We start from the raw sequence: 15,963 nt of genomic DNA on the forward strand, positions 1-15,963 counted from the left end.
GTCCGTCAGAGAGACTCACATAGCGATCCCCAGATGTGGGTACGCCGGGCTTTGGTGAGCACTGAGCATATGCCGCACAGAACAAGTCGGTCGGCTTATTAACCGCAAGCAATTGTGGCGGATCCTGCTTGGTCTTCTGATGATCGTAGCTGACTTGGATGTCGAGATTTTCAGTCGGCTCGAACAATAGCGCCCCTGAAACAGCGAAAAACTCAGAACGCTGCCCCGGCTGTTTATAGAATTTACTATACATATAGCCGTCGGACTTCTCGTAAGCCCCGCTGACTTTGACCGCTACATTATCGGAAAGACCAGTGCTGACAACGCCCTCGACCTTCGATGTGTCAAACCGACCATAAGTGGCGCGGGCCTTTCCGGTAAGGTCATAGGTTGGTCGCGAGCGGGCGAGGTTGATTACGCCGCCGGTGGCGTTGCGTCCGAACAACGTTCCTTGTGGCCCACGCAACACTTCAACACGATCAATATCGATTGCCTTGAGCAAACTGCCCGAGCTCTGCCCGATGTAAATATCATCAAAAACAACGCCGACTGCTGGATCGACTGACTTTTCGACATCCCCGACGCCGATGCCGCGGATATATATAGCTGCAACGCCTCCCGGACCCTGCTGCGTGTCGTCGATAACAATATTGGGCGAAGCGCCGGCGAAGTCGCGAACGTCGGAGTCAAAGCGCCTTTCCAGTTCGTCAGCGGATAGCGCGCTGACCGATGCGGGAACATCCTGCATGTTTTCGTCGCGCTTACGGGCAGTCACAGTGATTTCTTCAAGCCCCTGCGATTCCGCCTGCGTCTCCATGCTTGTCTCTTGCGCCCTGACTAATGTCGCGGGATATAAAATAATTGCAGCGGTTGTAAGCAGCTGCGTGATTTTTATACCATTTATCATGATCATTCCTCTCCAAAAACGGGCGCATGATTTGTTCGCCATCCCCCCTGCGGTTGGCGCAGTTTACGCTCCAATTATCAGGATGCCTCACTTGCTTGTTATCGACAAGCAAATTTTGTTAAAGGCGCAAGTTATCTGAGGATAAATGATACATCTATCTGTATTTAACGTAAAAAATATCAAAACTTCTGAATACCACCATTCTTGCTTGTTCTTAACTAGTAACTATGCAAAAAAGATTCGACAACTTTATCAGTCGCGGGAAGGTGCAGTATGGGGGCCGGACTTTCGGGTAAAGCGGCGCCGATCTAGCATAACGCGAGCGGAATAAGGGAAATGCAGGCTATATAGATGTCTGGCGCAGAACTATGTAGCGAACGTGCCTGAAGTGCAGGGCAATGAGTATGGTTGGATCCAAAAAATAAGGATAATATTTACTGATGGCATGGGATTTTTCAAACGAGCCTGAATTTGAACTGCAACTGGAATGGATGCGCGGGTTTGTTGCCGAAGAGATAGAGCCACTCGATCTGGTGTTTCGCGATCCTGGGGCGCATGTCGACCCGCGGTCTCGAGCAGCGCGTATCATGGCGCCACTGAAGGAAGAGGTCAAAAAACGCGGCCTTTGGGCGTGCCATCTCGGCCCCGAACTCGGCGGAAAAGGCCTTGGCCAACTGAAGCTTGGGCTGATGAACGAAATCCTGGGCCGTAGTCGCTTTGCGCCTACCGTTTTTGGCACCCAAGCACCTGACACTGGTAATGCAGAGATACTTGCGCGTTTTGGTACGCCCGATCAGAAAGCTAAGTATCTCCAGCCACTTCTCGATGGTGAGATTGTTTCCTGCTATTCAATGACCGAACCACAGGCTGGGGCTGATCCCGGCGAATTCACGTGCAAGGCGCATCTAAATGCCGGCGAATGGGTAATTGAGGGCGAGAAATGGTACGCTAGCCACGCGTGCATTGCTGAGTTCCTTATTGTCATGGTTATCACCGACCCAACCGTTCCAGTGCATGAGGGGTCGACGATGTTAATCGTTCCGCATGATACGCCGGGACTTGAGATAATACGTAATACGGCAGTTGGTCCAAAGGATGAGATCGGCAGTGGGGTCCACGGCTATCTTCGTTTCACCAACTGCCGCGTGCCTGAGGCGAACCACCTTGGTCCAATCGGCGCTGGCTTTAAGGTTGCTCAGTCGCGCCTTGGAGGCGGCCGTATCCATCACGCAATGCGGACTGTCGGCATGTTGAATAAAGCGATGGAATATATGACAGAACGCGTCGTTAGCCGAACCACCAAGGGCGAACGTCTGGCCGACAAGCAGATGGTCCAAGAAAAAATTGCCGACAGCTATACGCAGATCCTGCAATTTAGGTTGCATGTCCTCTATGCCGCATGGCTGCTCGACCGCGATCAGACCTATACCCGCCCAGTGAGGCGCGAAATTAGCGCAATCAAAGCCGCCATGCCCGGCGTGCTTAAGGACGTCGTGTATCGCGCACTGCATCTGCACGGCTCACTCGGCATGTCGAACGAAACGCCGTTGATGGATATGTGGCAATATGTGCCAGAAATGGGGATTGTCGATGGACCCACCGAGGTTCACAAAATCGGCGTGGCGAAGGACATATTGAGAGATGTTCAGCCATTTGCTGGGCCTTTCCCGAGCTATCATGTGCCAGCTCGTCTCGCCGCAGCGCGGGAGAAATTCGCCGCCTATCTTGACTGATGTGCGCTACCTCAAGGAATTGATATGAAAGAGACCTCTGATATCGAACAACGTTTAGACCGTGTTGAAAGCCGGTTCGCGATGCATGATTTGGTTAGCGACTATTGCCACGGCTTTGACAAGCGCGACTGGGAGCGCTTCCGTGCAATATGGTGGCCAGATGCCATATGGGACATTGGTCCCCCCTTTGGCAGCTTTGAGGGCACTGACGGCATTGCGCATGTAACCAAGGATATTCTGTGGGACGCTTGGCTTGCATCCAGCCACTTCACCACGAACCTCGCCGTTTCCTTTGAAGGTGATGACCGCGCGACCGGCCTATGTGACGTGGACTGTATTGGCACGACGTCCGATGGTCAGGCGCAAACCGTCAGTGCGACTTATTTTGATACGTTCGAAAGGCGTGACGGCGTCTGGAAGATCGCGCACCGCAAGGTGAAGATGCACCACTTCAATCCGCTTCCCGGCGTCACCCTGTCGCCGCCTGCATAGGAGCTTTTATGGCTTATTTTGAAACTGATACTGGTGGCCGAGTGTATTTTGAGCACCATCGTGCGCCCGGACTGCCGGTCGTGCTGATCCACGGTTGGGGTATGTCTGGAGATTATTGGGCTTCGGCGGTCGAGGGGCTCCTTGCTGCGGGACATGGCGCCATTGTGATTGATCACCGTGGCTGCGGTCGTTCTGACCGGGATTTTACCGACATGTCGATCGCTGCTATTGCCGGCGATGTTGCTGCGATCATCGATCGCTGCGATGTACCGCGTGTTGCGTTAAATGGGTGGTCCTTGGGCGGCGCCGTGGCAGTTGCCGCTGCCGCGTTGCTTGGCAATCGTGTCGCAGGACTTATTCTGACCTGCGGGGCATCGCCTCGTTATGTACAAGGCGACGGGTTTCCACACGGCGGCATGCCTGAAGACGTTCTCGCAATCGCTGGCGCAATTACCGCTGACCGCCCTGGCTTTTTCCGGGCGCTGGCTGAGGGCGCATCGGGTGAAGGCGCAAGCGAGGCAATGATCGGTTGGGTCGAGCGAGGGTTCTTGGCAACTGCGCCGCGCGCAAGCGAAACACTTGCCGGTCTTGCAACGCTTGATCAGCGCGAACTGCTGGCATCCTTTACTTTCCCTGTCCTGTCGATTGGCGGAGCCAGAGATGCAATCGCCGACCCTGCGATTGCGGGCTTTGCTGCAAACTGTGCTGCGAATGGCACGCTTCTGACAATGGACACAGGACATTCCCCACAACTCGAGAACCCCACTGCCTATAATGAGGCATTGCTCGCATTTTTAAGGAATTTAACCTGATGTCTACTGCACCGCTTGATGATTTAGCCGTCTTGCTTGCTCCGCTAAATAAACCCTTCGCGTGTAAATCGCTAAAGGCCCCTAACCGTTTCTGCATGGCCCCCATGTCACGCTATTTTGCTCCCGGGGGCGTACTGGGAGAAGATGGTGCAGAATATTACCGCCGTCGTGCCGCTGGTGGTGTCGGTACGATTATAACCGAGGGCACTGGAGTGGCGATTGATCACGCTGTTGCCGCGGACAACATACCGCTATTTGATGGCGAGAAACCGCTTGCCGGATGGAAGGGCGCAATTGATGCCGTCCACGCCGAAGGCGGAATGTTTGTTCCGCAATTATGGCACGTCGGCGGCTGCATGGATTTCAACTTCCCCGATTCACCACACGCTCCGTTGGTTAGTCCGTCAGGCTTCGCCGGGCCGGACATCGAGGGCGGTCGCGCTATGACGCAACAGGATATTGATGCTACTGTCGCCGCATTTGCAAAATCTGCGCGCTTGGCAAAAGAGATTGGATGCGACGCAATAGAATTGCACGGGGCCCATGGGTATATTTTCGATCAATTCTTCTGGGATCGAACCAACCTAAGAAATGATCGCTATGGCGGACCGGACATTGCGGACCGCGCCACATTTGCGGCCGAGGTTGTTGCCGCCTGCCGAGCAGCGGTAGGCGAAGATTTTGCCATCATCTTTCGTGTCTCGCAATGGAAGACCTATGACTATGATGTAAAACTAGCAGCCGATCCGGACGAGCTGCACCGCTGGCTCGACCCATTGGCCCGCGCCGGGGTGGATATTTTCCATGCTTCGCAGCGCCGTTTCTGGGAACCAGAGTTCGAGGGTAACCACAAAAATCTTGGTGGTTGGATCAAGGAGATTACGGGTAAGCCAGTGATCACCGTAGGATCGATCGGTATGGATCGAGATTTGATGCAGGATTTTGTCGAAGGCGTGTCGTCTCCGATGTTGGGTCGTCTGGAGGATCTTGTAAAGATGTTCGAGCGCAACGAGTTTGATCTCGTAGCGCTGGGCCGGGTTCTTCTTGCGGACCCTAACTGGCTGGAAAAGGTAGAACAGGGACGCATTAACGAGCTGACACCCTATAATCGCGATACGGCGCTCAAGAACTACGAGCATTAATAATCCGATAGTCTAAGTTCCACGAGGACGACGACGCGAAGGTGCCAGTTTTAAGTGTCGTCGCTGGGTATCCGCGCCTGACAAGTTTCGCTTTTCCCCTTTGGCGAAGCGGTTGTCGACCAAGAGCGGCAGCGAGATTGTCCATCAAGTTATGCGCATGATCATCGGCCTGCCCCTGTTGCGCCTGTAAATTCTGGTTGTGGAGTTGATTTTATGATTACTGGCACAGATGCAAACATGGGCACAACGCCTGTTAGGTTAGAACATCTGTTCGACGAGCAGGCATTAGTCGCCTGGATGATTGGAAATGTTGAAGGCTTTGCTGGGCCTCTCACAGTTGAACAATTTAAAGGCGGCCAATCTAATCCTACTTATAAGCTCATAACGAATACAAAGTCGTACGTATTACGCCGCAAGCCACCGGGTGATCTGTTAAAGGGTGCCCATGCGGTTGATCGAGAAGCGCGAATTTTATCAGCGCTTGGGAATGCCCGTTTTCCTGTGGCTAAGGTTTACGGTCTTTGTGAAGATGATAGCATTATTGGCACTTCGTTTTTTATCATGGAGATGGTTGAAGGGCGTATCTTTTGGGATGCCACATTTCCTGATGTCGAAACTGGCGACCGCGCAGCCTATTTTGATGCTATGAATGCTACCATTGCGTCCCTTCATAGAATTGATCCCGCTTCGGTTGGCCTTTCTGACTTCGGCAGGCCAGGCAATTATTTCGAGCGACAGATTGCGCGTTGGTCGAAGCAGTATCTTCAAGATGCCGATGCAGGGCGTGATACAGAAATGGACAAATTGGTAGAATGGCTGCCGGCTAATATTCCGCTCGGCGATGAGACTAGCATCGTTCACGGCGATTTCCGTTGCGATAATATGATATTTCATCCGACAGAACCACGTGTGCTGGCGGTTCTGGATTGGGAATTGTCAACACTGGGGCACCCACTCGCCGACTTCGCCTATCATGCGATGATGTTTCGGATGCCTCCAGACATCGTAGCAGGGTTAGGGGGTGCCGACTTAGCTGAGCTCGGAATTCCATCTGAAGCCGACTATCTGGCAGCATATTGTCGCCGTACTGACCGCGCGTTGATTTCTGAGGCCGACTACGCCTTTTATGTAACATTCAATTTTTTCCGACTTGCGGCAATTTTCCACGGAATCAAAGGCCGGGTCATTCGGGGGACTGCGGCATCCGCACACGCGAAAGAGCGCGCGATGAGCTTTCCAAAGCTGGTTGCACTCGCCCGTGAAAGTATGGAGGCCTGCTTATGAGCAATGAATTATACGCCTGTAACGGTTTGGTTCCAGTCGCTTGTCTCTCATCATGCTACCTTAGCTTCGAAAGCCAAGGAGTTTAAGCGGTTCTTACCCAAGTGACGGGAATTGGACACCGTCACATCCATCCCGACGCTGCCAAGTCGTTTTCTCACGCATTAGAACCGCGAGATTGCCCCGCCACATACTTTGATACCAGCACCGCTCACATAACTAGCGCTATCTGTTGCCAGAAAAAGAGCCGCAGCGGCAACTTCGTGCGCCTCTCCAATACGACCAACAGGCGCTTTTTCTTCCCAATAAGCGCGGAAAGCAGGGTCTGCCATAGAAGGGGCAGCCAATGGCGTCATTATTGCGCCGGGCTGCAGATAGTTTGCAGTTATACCAAATTTACCCAGATCAGCAGATAGTGATTTGGTAAGGCCCGCAATTGCGTGCTTGCTGGTGCCGTATGCGCAGAGCGAAGGCCCGCCAAAGTCTGACATGATGGAACCGAGATTAATGATCCGGCCAGACTGGCGCAATTTCATGTGCGGCAGGACGGCACGGGTAATCATAAAGGGTGCCGTGACGTTGACCTCCATAGTTCTTAACCAGCTTTCCGGCGTCTGGTCTTCAACAGTACCCGGCAAGCAAATTCCAGCGTTGTTGACGAGGATATCAATCTTGCTGAAGCGGGAGAGCACGGTGTTGACTATACTCTCTGCGGCATTCGGTGCCGTAATGTCGCACAAGAGGAGTGCGAGCTTGTCGCCAGCTTGCAGATCTGCTGCGTCAAAGCGCTGCTGATCCACGGCAAGCACTTCTGCGCCTTCAGCTAGGTAGAGATGCGTAATGGCTAGCCCGATACCGCTAGCGGCTCCAGTTACGATCGCCGTCTTGCCGGCAAGTTGTCCTGTCATTTGCTTCTCCTTTTCCCGTGCCTACAAAAATCCAACCCAGCCTCTCTGAACTTGTCTTGGCGTACACCAACCGACCAGATTGGCCACATCGTTTCATAATTGATATGAGTGTCATCCGTACCCTTGGACACTGTCGTAGGCGGCAATGCTGCAGCAGTGCAAGATCCGATGTTAAGTATTTTGTCTTTTTCTCAGGCGATTAAAGAGCCCGCTTCGATAAAGCTGGGGTAAGCCTAACATCTCCGATCCAATCATGCTGGCGTGCTGGTTGCCGCGTCGACATTTGAGAGTAAGCTCGCCATGCTGGAGAAGCTTCACGGACAGACCGTATCGTCAGCCCAGATTGTTTGGTGAAGTGACCTCTTAAACTTTCTCTATTTTTAATTAGAGCCCAGCCCTGAAGAGAAAGACGGAAGGATGAATCGATATCAGTTTACCGAAGGGCAGATTCTCGGTGCGCTGCGGGAATCAAAGGACCATGCTGCGCTTCTTGCTAGGCGAACCTTATTTGAATTCCGGCATGCCGCACGAGACCAAAAAACGCATAGGTCTCATCATAAAACGTTGGCGGCCGGGCTAGATACTCTGCGTTGCCGTGAGGCACGAATAGCATCAGTTCCTGCATCACGCAGCCGTCCTATCGCTACAAGCACTTCGCTCGGACCGGACTAGGTCGATGATTATGCGCCGCGTCCGAAGCCTGCGCGACGGCGGCTGACCCGCTCGTTAGTCGGCCAGCTCGAACACGTACACCATGTTGCCCCCGCTCGGCTGGTAGATGTCCGGGCTTTGTTGCGCGGTCACCAGCTTGAACACGCCCATGCCCGTGGTCACGGCGATGTACTGCTTGCCACTTACCGCGTAGGTAACAGGGTAACCGTGCGGCGCCGAACCAAGGCGTGTTTGCCAGACCACCTCGCCGGTCTTCACGTCGAACGCCTTAAAGTACCGATCCAAGTCGCCAATGAACGCCAGGCCACCACCGGTGGTAAGTGCGGAGGTCATGAACATGGCGCGCTGCGTGTGTGACCAGCGCGGCTTTAAAGTCGTGACATCAATGGCACTCAGGCGCCCGAGCATGCCGTCGGTCCCAGGCATGGGGTGGACGGTGGATTCGCCGCCATAACCACCGCCGCCTTCTTTGCGCTCCACGGCACGGCCAGTCATGTCGACGCACAATTGGTGCAACGGTAACAACAGCAAGTTGCTTGGCGGATCATAGGCACTGGCTTGCCAGTTGTGGCCGCCATAGATGCTCGGACAGACCGACACCTTGTCATCCACACCTGCATTCATGATATCATCGCGGTATTCCACGCGACCAGTGCTATGGTCGATGGACTTGAATACGTTTTGATAAAGCGTTTCGGTGACAGCGACAAACTTGCCGTTACGACGGTCGAGTTTCCATAACAGGCCGTCCTTGCCGGCAGTGAGCACCAATTTGTCTGACCCGATATCCACTAGCACGCGCTCGAAGCCGGTTTCCATGTCTAGTGTTTCACCAGGTACGTGCTGAAAGTGCCATTGCAATTTGCCGGTGCGCGGGTCGAGTGCCAGGGTCGAGTTGGTGTAAAGGGCGGCGTCCGCCGCAGTCATACCGCGGCTGGCTGCTACCCAAGGTTTCGCCTGGGCGGTGCCGAAGTAATATAGGTTCAACTGCGGGTCATAGCTACCGGTAATCCAGTTGTCGCCGCCGCCGCGCAATTCAACGGGCTGACCCGCCCAGCTGGCATCATTGGGGTCACCCGGCATTGCGATGGTTGAGGTGCGCCACAGTTCTTTGCCTGTGCTTGGGTCGTGTCCGGTGATAAAGCATCCGGACTTCTTGTAGCGTTCGCAGCCGTTGATGCCGCTCACCACGACGCCACCGGCGATGAATGGCCCTGCTGTGTGCGTGTAGCCTTGGCGATAGTCTGCCTTCACTGCGCGCCACATCAGCTTGCCGGTGCGCGCTTCCAGCGCCACAACGGCGGCGTCGTAAGTGGCCAGAAATACCTTGTCCTGATACAATGCGATATTGCGTGTAGGGCCACCGAGCGTGCGTGAATCTTCGGGATATGGGTAGGCATACTCCCACAGCAGACTGCCGCTGGCCGCGTCGATTGCCTGCACCACGTTGCCCGGATGGGTGAGGTACATCACGCCGTCATGGATGAGCGGTGTGGGCTGATTGCTGCCGTCTTTCATCGTCATCGCCCAGGCGAGCCGCAGGCGCCCCACCGATTTGGTGTTGATGCTCGACAACGGGCTAAAGCCCTGCCCATCTTCAGTGCGGCGCCACTGCAGCCAGTCCGCGGCAGGTGGTTTTTGCAGCAGTGCATCGGTGACCGGTGACGTTGATGGTGTTTCCCGGTTCACCCAGCCCCCGGCACTTTGGGCTGCCTCCATGATGCCGGCCGCGCCTTGCCAAGTGGTTTCATCTGGTTTTAGTTCGCTCACCGCAATGCCGTTGCTGCGCAGCAGGAAGGCTGCGATGCCGTTGACCACGGAGGGCGGCGCGTTAGCCGGCACGTTCATCGACATCATGCTGCGGATGAAGGTAGCCAAGGGTGGCACGCCGCCTTTGCCCCATCGGGTGCGGAACCGCTCGCCGGTTAAAGCAGCACCATGAGCACCGCCCGCCAGGTTGGCATTGTGGCATTCCGCGCAGTAGTTTTGGTAGGCCACACTGCCAGCAGAGGTGGTTTCGGCGTTGGCCTGGGCCGACAAAAGCACGCTTACGGCCAGCAACATTGTGCTGATAAAAGGCCAGCGAATAACTTGCATGAACGTCCCCTTTGACTGTAAAATGAGAATGCTCGCTTGTCTGCAACCAGTCAATGATGAAGTTTCCCGCAAGATGACTGCGCAGATGATTCCAGACAGCCTTCAGTTCGCCCAAGATACTACAATCTGATCGACCGTGCGCACGGCGCTGAACCGATGCGAGATAAGCACGGCAAGCCGCCCGGCCTTCAAATCTCTGAAGTGTTTAAACACCTCCGCTTCTGCACCAGCATCCACGGCCCCGGCGAGTTCGTCGAATGTGAAAATGCTGCCAGAAATTACTTTGGCGAGGGTCATTATTTGGAGCTTTTTTAAAGATGTATCGTCGAAATATATCGGACAGGCAGTTAACTAGATTGCAGGTTGCAATGCCGCTCTAGCGCTCACCAACGGGTGCACATTATCTAGCCAGGCGACCGTCATCCTCGGTACGCCAGAAACGGTTTAAGGCAAACCGCTTGGCGATGATAAAACAATCATCTATGTTTGTTTTATCATCGAGAATTTGTACCGTCAGCGTTTTGACCTACGAGACAAAGTAACTAGATCCATAGAGAGGACCGCCCCATGCCAAATGTTGCCATTCCTGCCCAATTCGAAGCCGATCCTTCCGCTTATGTCTGGACGCATTACGCTCCTGAAATTGGCATGGCGGCGGGTCAATATTCGCTGGCTATCTATGAGAACTCAAAACTGTCGATGCGTGAGATGGAGGCGGCAAGAATGCGCACGGCTCAGATAAATGGCTGCGCTTTGTGTCTTACCATGCGCGCCGATCGTGATTTATTTGGACATATCGAACGCAGCGGCGGCGACGTGGCGAAAGCCTCATCGATCCGTGATAATACCCCGCCAGATGAGGGATTTTACGATGACGTAGAAAACTGGCGCGCGGCAACCGCGTTCAGTGACCGTGAGCTATTAGCAATAGAATTTGCCGAACGGCTGGGAGAAGAGCCAAAGGGGCTAAAGACAGATGAAGATTTTTGGAACCGGATGCACCAGCATTTTTCCGATGCCGAAATCGTAGATATGACATTTTCCATCGGCTCCTGGATTGCACTTGGCCGCTTGACCCATGTGCTAGGTCTTGATGATGTCTGCATGCCGACCATGCCGCAAGCAGCGCAGATTTAACACACCTGTCCGTTGGACATCGACGGGTAGCAATCAACAGCCAGATATTTTTGCTTTGATAATTTATAACACAATATCAATGATATAAGTGTTATCAATTACATCCTCTACGGCGCGCTGTATGGAATGAAAATGATAACATCTATCTAATCGATTTTAAGATATAAATTGTCGTGTTCCGTAAAAACGTTCCGAGGCGCGGTTCAATCGGATGCACCATCAGTTCGGTGTGCGACTGGTTCAACCGGAGTTGGCTTCCGGCGGGCTCGCATTTAATGGCGCAATGTGTTAGAATTTGACCGTTGACTAAAAAAGGCTGGCGCATAGGCCAAGGGGGTGTTCTTGGGAGTTTTTCTGCAAAATTCAGGGCAGCTGTCTGCACTGTCGGCCCACGCGCTCGCAGAGCTGGTCAAGGCGACCGATCAATTTACCATCCGCCGCGGCGAAACCCTGTTTCGGCAGGGTATGTTAGCCGACGCACTCTACATCATTGGTAGCGGAAAACTGGAGATCACGACGCGCACCCCCGGCGACGCAACCGCTGCGGTGAGTGCAATCGGGCCGGGTGAGGTGGTCGGTGAATTTGCGCTGCTTGACGATGGCCTGCGATCCGCGAATGTTACAGCGATGGCTAACAGCAAAGGGCTGCGAATCCCGAGGGAGCGTTTCCTTGCTCTGCTGGCCGACGGCAAACCGTGGACCTTAGAACTAATCGATACCCTAAGATGCCTGGTCGCCTCCCGCACCCGCGTCACTTTGGAGCGGATCGCGGCGGAAGAGCGCTATGATGTGTCATCCCTTCGCGTCCCGGCTCAGGTCCGTGAGACCGCCATGGTCGGCGATGCGGCAGGGCTATTCCCGGCCCTCGGCCGACTCGCTGAGTTGGGGACTGAAGGTGCGGCGAAATTGACTGACCTCGGAACGTGCCTCACCATTCCTCGTGGCACCCTGTCCACCGAGGCCGCAAGCGAGAGGCGTGCCTTGACCATAGTGCTGCGCGGAGCATTGCGATCGGTTCTGCCGCGTCGCGAAGGCCGCGAGCAGATTATGGTCCATGGACCCGGCGAAATGACCGGCCTTGTCGGTCTGTTCGATAAATCCCAGCAGTCCCTCGAACTTGAGGCTGCTGAGGACACAGTTGCGTTGCAACTGCCACAAGCAATGTTCGACGCCATGCGCCGAAGTCCTGAGCCTTTCGCCCTCGCCCTATTTGCCGCGGTCGGAAGGCAACTGGTGCGCGACCAACGCAGGGCCAACCGGCATCTAGGTCGCGCGGTGTCCCTGGAGCAATTCAACCAACACTGCCGAAGGAGCGCCATCTAATGTGCAGGATACTCTCCTACCTCGGTAGCCCGGTCCTGCTCGACCACTTGCTCTATGCCCCGGATTCATCGTTGCTTAACCAGACTACTGCGGCACAGATGCTGTCAATGCTCAACCTCGCCGGCTTCGGCATGGCTGCGTGGGATCCGTCGAGCCACGAACCGCACACACCCTATCGCTACCGGACCACCCAAGTCGCGGTGTTTGACCGCAACCTCAAGGAATTGGCGAGTAAGCTAAAGGTCGGTGCATTGCTGTCCCATATCCGTGGAGTGCCGATGACCTCGACGGTGCAGGTTAACGACCAGAACGTTCATCCCTTTCGCTTCGACGGCGTCCCGCTGGCAATGGCGCACAATGGCGACCTCGCTGGCTTTCGCGACATGCGCTTCGATCTGGTACCGCACGTCCGACCCGAGTTCGCGCGCGCGATCTCGGGCTCGACCGACAGCGAATGGATCTATGCGCTGGTGGCTTCGGCCCTGCCCGACGCGTACGCGATTAATTCCCCTGAAGCGATCCTTGACGCAATCCGCGACGCACTGACAACAATCCGAAAGGTGCGGGAACGGCACGGAATAACCCGTTCATCCTCGGCCAATCTGATCTTTTGCGATGGAACCAACCTCGTCGCGGTTCGCTACACTTTCGATTTCGGCCGGTTCGATGTAAGCCAGTTACAAGGCTCGGCCGACTTCCTTTCGATGTGGTACACCTTTGGCCGTGACTACGGACTGCACGACGAGGAGTGGAAGCTGATCGGCGGGGCAGCTCAGGCCAACAGCATAGTCGTGGCCTCGGAACCGTTGACCCGCGATTTTGCGACCTGGATCGAGGTGCCCGAATACTCGGCGCTGGTTGCCCGCAACGACGGATCTCGTCGTATTGCAGAAATACATGCTTTAAGTGTCTGATACAAACGATGGTGAAGTCTTACACACGCGGGCGGTTCTCAGTTGTTAATCAAATCAGTTTTAAAAAAATTTCGTGCGAAGGTAGCCGGTGACAATCACGCAGCGCTCTGTCCTACCCCCCCCGGGGGGGTAACATACAACATTGCAGAAATTTTGTACTTAGTCGCATCGACATTACCACAGGCACTAACAGCCCGAGGTCCTGGCAATTCCATCCCGATGCCAATGCCCCGCGAAACCATATTGGCTGATGCCTATCTGATGCCTAAAGCATCAAGAACTCCATAATCCTAGAGCCATAGTTTCCGTAAGTCATTGAAATAAATGGTACACCACTTTCATTTATTAAATGTTTTTTCGGGCGCGCCCTGACGATATGTAGTACCTGAAAAAGCCCACCGCTGCACAGGGCAGGGCGGGCCAATTTCGCTTAAGAAAGCGCCTATTACTTGGCGGCTTCCTTCATGTCTTTACCAGCCACTTCAACAGCAGCGCCGGTGGCTGCCGTGGCTTCTTTAGCTGCACCGGCAGTTGCGTCAGCGACTTCATCGGCTGCTTCTGCGGTTGCGTCGGCGGCGTCTTCAGCAGAGGTCATGGCGTTCTCGGCGCCAGCTTCCATGGCGTTACCCGTTGCGTCTGCTTCTTCTGTGGTTTCTTCGGCTGCCTTTTCGCCAGCTTCGCCACATGCGGTGAGCGATGCAGCAAATGCGAGAGCAGCAACAGTTGCGACTAATTTCTTCATTTTGTTTCTCCTGAGTCCCATATAAATCCTAGCGGGAATACAGGCGTAAGGTATGAAGCCTGCCTTAAGCAACTATTTTTCTGTGCCCCGCGACTTACCCCATTGGCGGGCGGCGGTGTACCCCAGATACCCAGTGCCAAACAGCGCATATAGCGGTTCGGGAAGGCCATTGAGATAGGCGTTCATGCCCAATGCAATATTCGCGGCTTTGTCAGGCGCGACAGCGGCGATTAGTCCCATGGGTATGGACCATAACAGCATGATATATATCACATACAGGAAGCTTGGGCGTGCGCGGCTGGTCCACGGGTCCGCCGACTGCGCCTCGGCAAGAACGGCGGATAGTTGCGTGCGCAGGGCATCCATGTCCTTGCTACCTTTCAGTTTGATGAGCTCAAGCTTGGCTGCATCGCGCGCCTTTGGGTCAGGAATGATCTTATCGATCAGGTTTGCGATTGGCCCAATTATGCCTTCGAGGAGTGACATGATAAATTCCTTCCTTAGATGTTCTTAGCCAATTCGGTTTGCGAGCCAGCCGCACAAAAACGCTTCTTGCGCGGGACGGGATTCTGCCAAGTGGACATAATGGGCGCCCAGCAACGCATTGATCGCCTTTGTCAGGACAGGCTCGGCAGAGTTTCCGCGACAACGGAAGAATGCTTGCACGGCGCGCAGCGTTTCGGGGCCGATTTTCCGGTCTATGGCGATGTCGGGATAGTCGCGGCCATTGCGGTTGAGGGCGTTCAGCGCGCGTTGCAAAAATCCTATAGCGGTTCCTGTGCCCATGTTGACGCCGGTGTCGAACATCTCCGCCGCAAGTTTCGGCGCAAGGCGTTCCAATTGATCAAAGGCTGCCGCGTGCCAATATACGCGTTTGTACATCGCAGCGGCCATGTGGCGCGGTAGTGTGTGCATTTCGCCAGTGTATCCATGACGGCGGGCAACTGCCTGCGTAATACCCCACCGGGTCGGACCGCCTGTGTCGGCCGGATGGTCCACAAAGTCGCCTTCGCGTGCGATTAATTCGTCAATCAATTGGTCAATATGGTCTATCACCAAAACAACCTCACTTTCGAATCAATTTATAACCGATATGGTTATTTGTAGGAAAGCAAAATCTGCACAGCGGTTCATGGCGCGGTGGCTGCGGGTCCGAGATGTTATGATGTTAGGAAAATAATTGGTCGGGACGACAGGATTCGAACCTGCTACCCCCACACCCCCAGTGTGAGATTTATTTATATCCTGACATTCCTTCAGATGACAATTTATCTTAAAATACATGAAAAATATATATTTTTTAATGGTCATTGTATTTTGACATGTCTTGATATTCCGCAAATGTGATGTCATGGTGATGTTATTTAAAATAATACTGAGGTTGTTGTAATGACGCAGGGGGCGATATCTAAGCGGTCTGTCGATGCTCTTGAAAAAACCGGTAAGACACATTATCTTTGGGATAATAACCCAATAGGTTTTGGTGTCCGGGTGACGCCGGCCGGTGTCAAGAGCTACATCTTTCAGTTTCGAATGGGCGGGCGGGGTAGTCCAGTGCGCCGAGAAATTATCGGACGGACTGAGAAGATTGCACCGGATAAGGCAAGAAGCCGGGCGCATGAACTTGCTCATATGGCGCGTACCGGAACCGATCCAATAGAAAAGAAAAAGGCGGACCGCCGAGCTTACGTTGAAACCAAGTTAACGGCGAAAGAGTTAGCGTTCGATGTGTATTGTCAACGCTACCTTGATGAACGCGTAAAGCCTGAGGGTTTGGCTTCATACGGTAACATCGAAATGGTG

At 54.2% G+C, this 15,963-nt stretch carries 16 protein-coding genes and 1 tRNA gene; 9 read left to right on the forward strand and 8 right to left on the reverse strand.

Features of this window, described 5'->3' with window-relative positions:
• Positions 1–907: TonB-dependent receptor plug domain-containing protein (locus QE270_RS01480; protein WP_300034140.1), on the reverse strand; the 907-nt coding region annotated here is incomplete at its 3' end.
• A 440-nt stretch (positions 908–1,347) separates the two neighbouring features.
• Between QE270_RS01480 and QE270_RS01485 the strand changes: the two genes are divergently transcribed.
• From QE270_RS01485 to QE270_RS01505, 5 genes are all read left to right on the forward strand, one after another.
• Complete coding sequence (locus QE270_RS01485) at positions 1,348–2,640, forward strand: acyl-CoA dehydrogenase family protein (RefSeq protein ID WP_300034142.1); 1,293 nt, start codon at positions 1,348–1,350, stop codon at positions 2,638–2,640.
• Between the two features lie 24 nt (positions 2,641–2,664).
• Complete coding sequence (locus QE270_RS01490; RefSeq protein ID WP_300034143.1) at positions 2,665–3,132, forward strand: nuclear transport factor 2 family protein; 468 nt, start codon at positions 2,665–2,667, stop codon at positions 3,130–3,132.
• 8 nt (positions 3,133–3,140) lie between these two features.
• Positions 3,141–3,944, forward strand: coding sequence for an alpha/beta hydrolase (locus QE270_RS01495; protein WP_300034144.1), 804 nt, complete (start codon positions 3,141–3,143; stop codon positions 3,942–3,944).
• Positions 3,944–5,086, forward strand: coding sequence for an NADH:flavin oxidoreductase (locus QE270_RS01500; protein WP_300034145.1), 1,143 nt, complete (start codon positions 3,944–3,946; stop codon positions 5,084–5,086). Before QE270_RS01495 ends, QE270_RS01500 begins: the two co-directional genes overlap by 1 nt.
• A gap of 213 nt (positions 5,087–5,299) precedes the next feature.
• Entirely contained in the window at positions 5,300–6,370 is a 1,071-nt protein-coding gene (locus QE270_RS01505) for a phosphotransferase (RefSeq protein ID WP_300034146.1), read from the forward strand.
• A gap of 161 nt (positions 6,371–6,531) precedes the next feature.
• On the opposite strand, the gene QE270_RS01510 is transcribed toward QE270_RS01505, so the two are convergent.
• The 3 genes from QE270_RS01510 to QE270_RS01520 all read right to left on the reverse strand — a co-directional run bounded on the left by QE270_RS01510 (position 6,532) and on the right by QE270_RS01520 (position 10,341).
• Positions 6,532–7,275: an SDR family oxidoreductase gene (locus QE270_RS01510; RefSeq protein WP_300034147.1), complete on the reverse strand. Its 744-nt coding sequence runs from the start codon at positions 7,273–7,275 to the stop codon at positions 6,532–6,534.
• A gap of 726 nt (positions 7,276–8,001) precedes the next feature.
• Positions 8,002–10,044: a PQQ-binding-like beta-propeller repeat protein gene (locus QE270_RS01515; protein WP_300034148.1), complete on the reverse strand. Its 2,043-nt coding sequence runs from the start codon at positions 10,042–10,044 to the stop codon at positions 8,002–8,004.
• 102 nt (positions 10,045–10,146) lie between these two features.
• Positions 10,147–10,341 (reverse strand): hypothetical protein, encoded by a 195-nt coding sequence (locus QE270_RS01520; RefSeq protein WP_300034149.1) that lies wholly within the window; start codon positions 10,339–10,341, stop codon positions 10,147–10,149.
• Positions 10,342–10,611: 270 nt separating this feature from the next.
• Between QE270_RS01520 and QE270_RS01525 the strand changes: the two genes are divergently transcribed.
• The 3 genes from QE270_RS01525 to QE270_RS01535 all read left to right on the forward strand — a co-directional run bounded on the left by QE270_RS01525 (position 10,612) and on the right by QE270_RS01535 (position 13,418).
• Positions 10,612–11,181 (forward strand): carboxymuconolactone decarboxylase family protein, encoded by a 570-nt coding sequence (locus QE270_RS01525; RefSeq protein WP_300034150.1) that lies wholly within the window; start codon positions 10,612–10,614, stop codon positions 11,179–11,181.
• A gap of 336 nt (positions 11,182–11,517) precedes the next feature.
• Positions 11,518–12,504: a cyclic nucleotide-binding domain-containing protein gene (locus tag QE270_RS01530; RefSeq protein ID WP_300034151.1), complete on the forward strand. Its 987-nt coding sequence runs from the start codon at positions 11,518–11,520 to the stop codon at positions 12,502–12,504.
• Positions 12,504–13,418 (forward strand): class II glutamine amidotransferase, encoded by a 915-nt coding sequence (locus QE270_RS01535; protein WP_300034153.1) that lies wholly within the window; start codon positions 12,504–12,506, stop codon positions 13,416–13,418. Before QE270_RS01530 ends, QE270_RS01535 begins: the two co-directional genes overlap by 1 nt.
• Positions 13,419–13,863: 445 nt before the next feature.
• On the opposite strand, the gene QE270_RS01540 is transcribed toward QE270_RS01535, so the two are convergent.
• The 4 genes from QE270_RS01540 to QE270_RS01555 all read right to left on the reverse strand — a co-directional run bounded on the left by QE270_RS01540 (position 13,864) and on the right by QE270_RS01555 (position 15,408).
• Positions 13,864–14,160 (reverse strand): hypothetical protein, encoded by a 297-nt coding sequence (locus QE270_RS01540; RefSeq protein WP_300034155.1) that lies wholly within the window; start codon positions 14,158–14,160, stop codon positions 13,864–13,866.
• A 72-nt stretch (positions 14,161–14,232) separates the two neighbouring features.
• Positions 14,233–14,646 carry a holin family protein gene (locus QE270_RS01545; protein ID WP_300034156.1) on the reverse strand — a complete coding sequence of 138 codons (414 nt, stop codon included), beginning with the start codon at positions 14,644–14,646 and terminating at the stop codon, positions 14,233–14,235.
• A gap of 24 nt (positions 14,647–14,670) precedes the next feature.
• The gene (locus tag QE270_RS01550; protein WP_300034161.1) at positions 14,671–15,213 is read right to left on the reverse strand and encodes an N-acetylmuramidase; all 543 of its coding nucleotides are present in this window, start codon (positions 15,211–15,213) and stop codon (positions 14,671–14,673) included.
• 128 nt (positions 15,214–15,341) lie between these two features.
• Positions 15,342–15,408, reverse strand: a tRNA-Ser gene (locus QE270_RS01555).
• Positions 15,409–15,549: 141 nt separating this feature from the next.
• Here QE270_RS01555 and QE270_RS01560 point away from each other — a divergent pair.
• A partial coding sequence (locus tag QE270_RS01560) for an Arm DNA-binding domain-containing protein (protein ID WP_300034158.1) occupies positions 15,550–15,963 on the forward strand: 414 nt, incomplete at its 3' end.

Origin of the sequence: Sphingorhabdus sp., assembly GCF_029865925.1 — a bacterium.
Lineage (GTDB): Bacteria > Pseudomonadota > Alphaproteobacteria > Sphingomonadales > Sphingomonadaceae > Sphingorhabdus_B.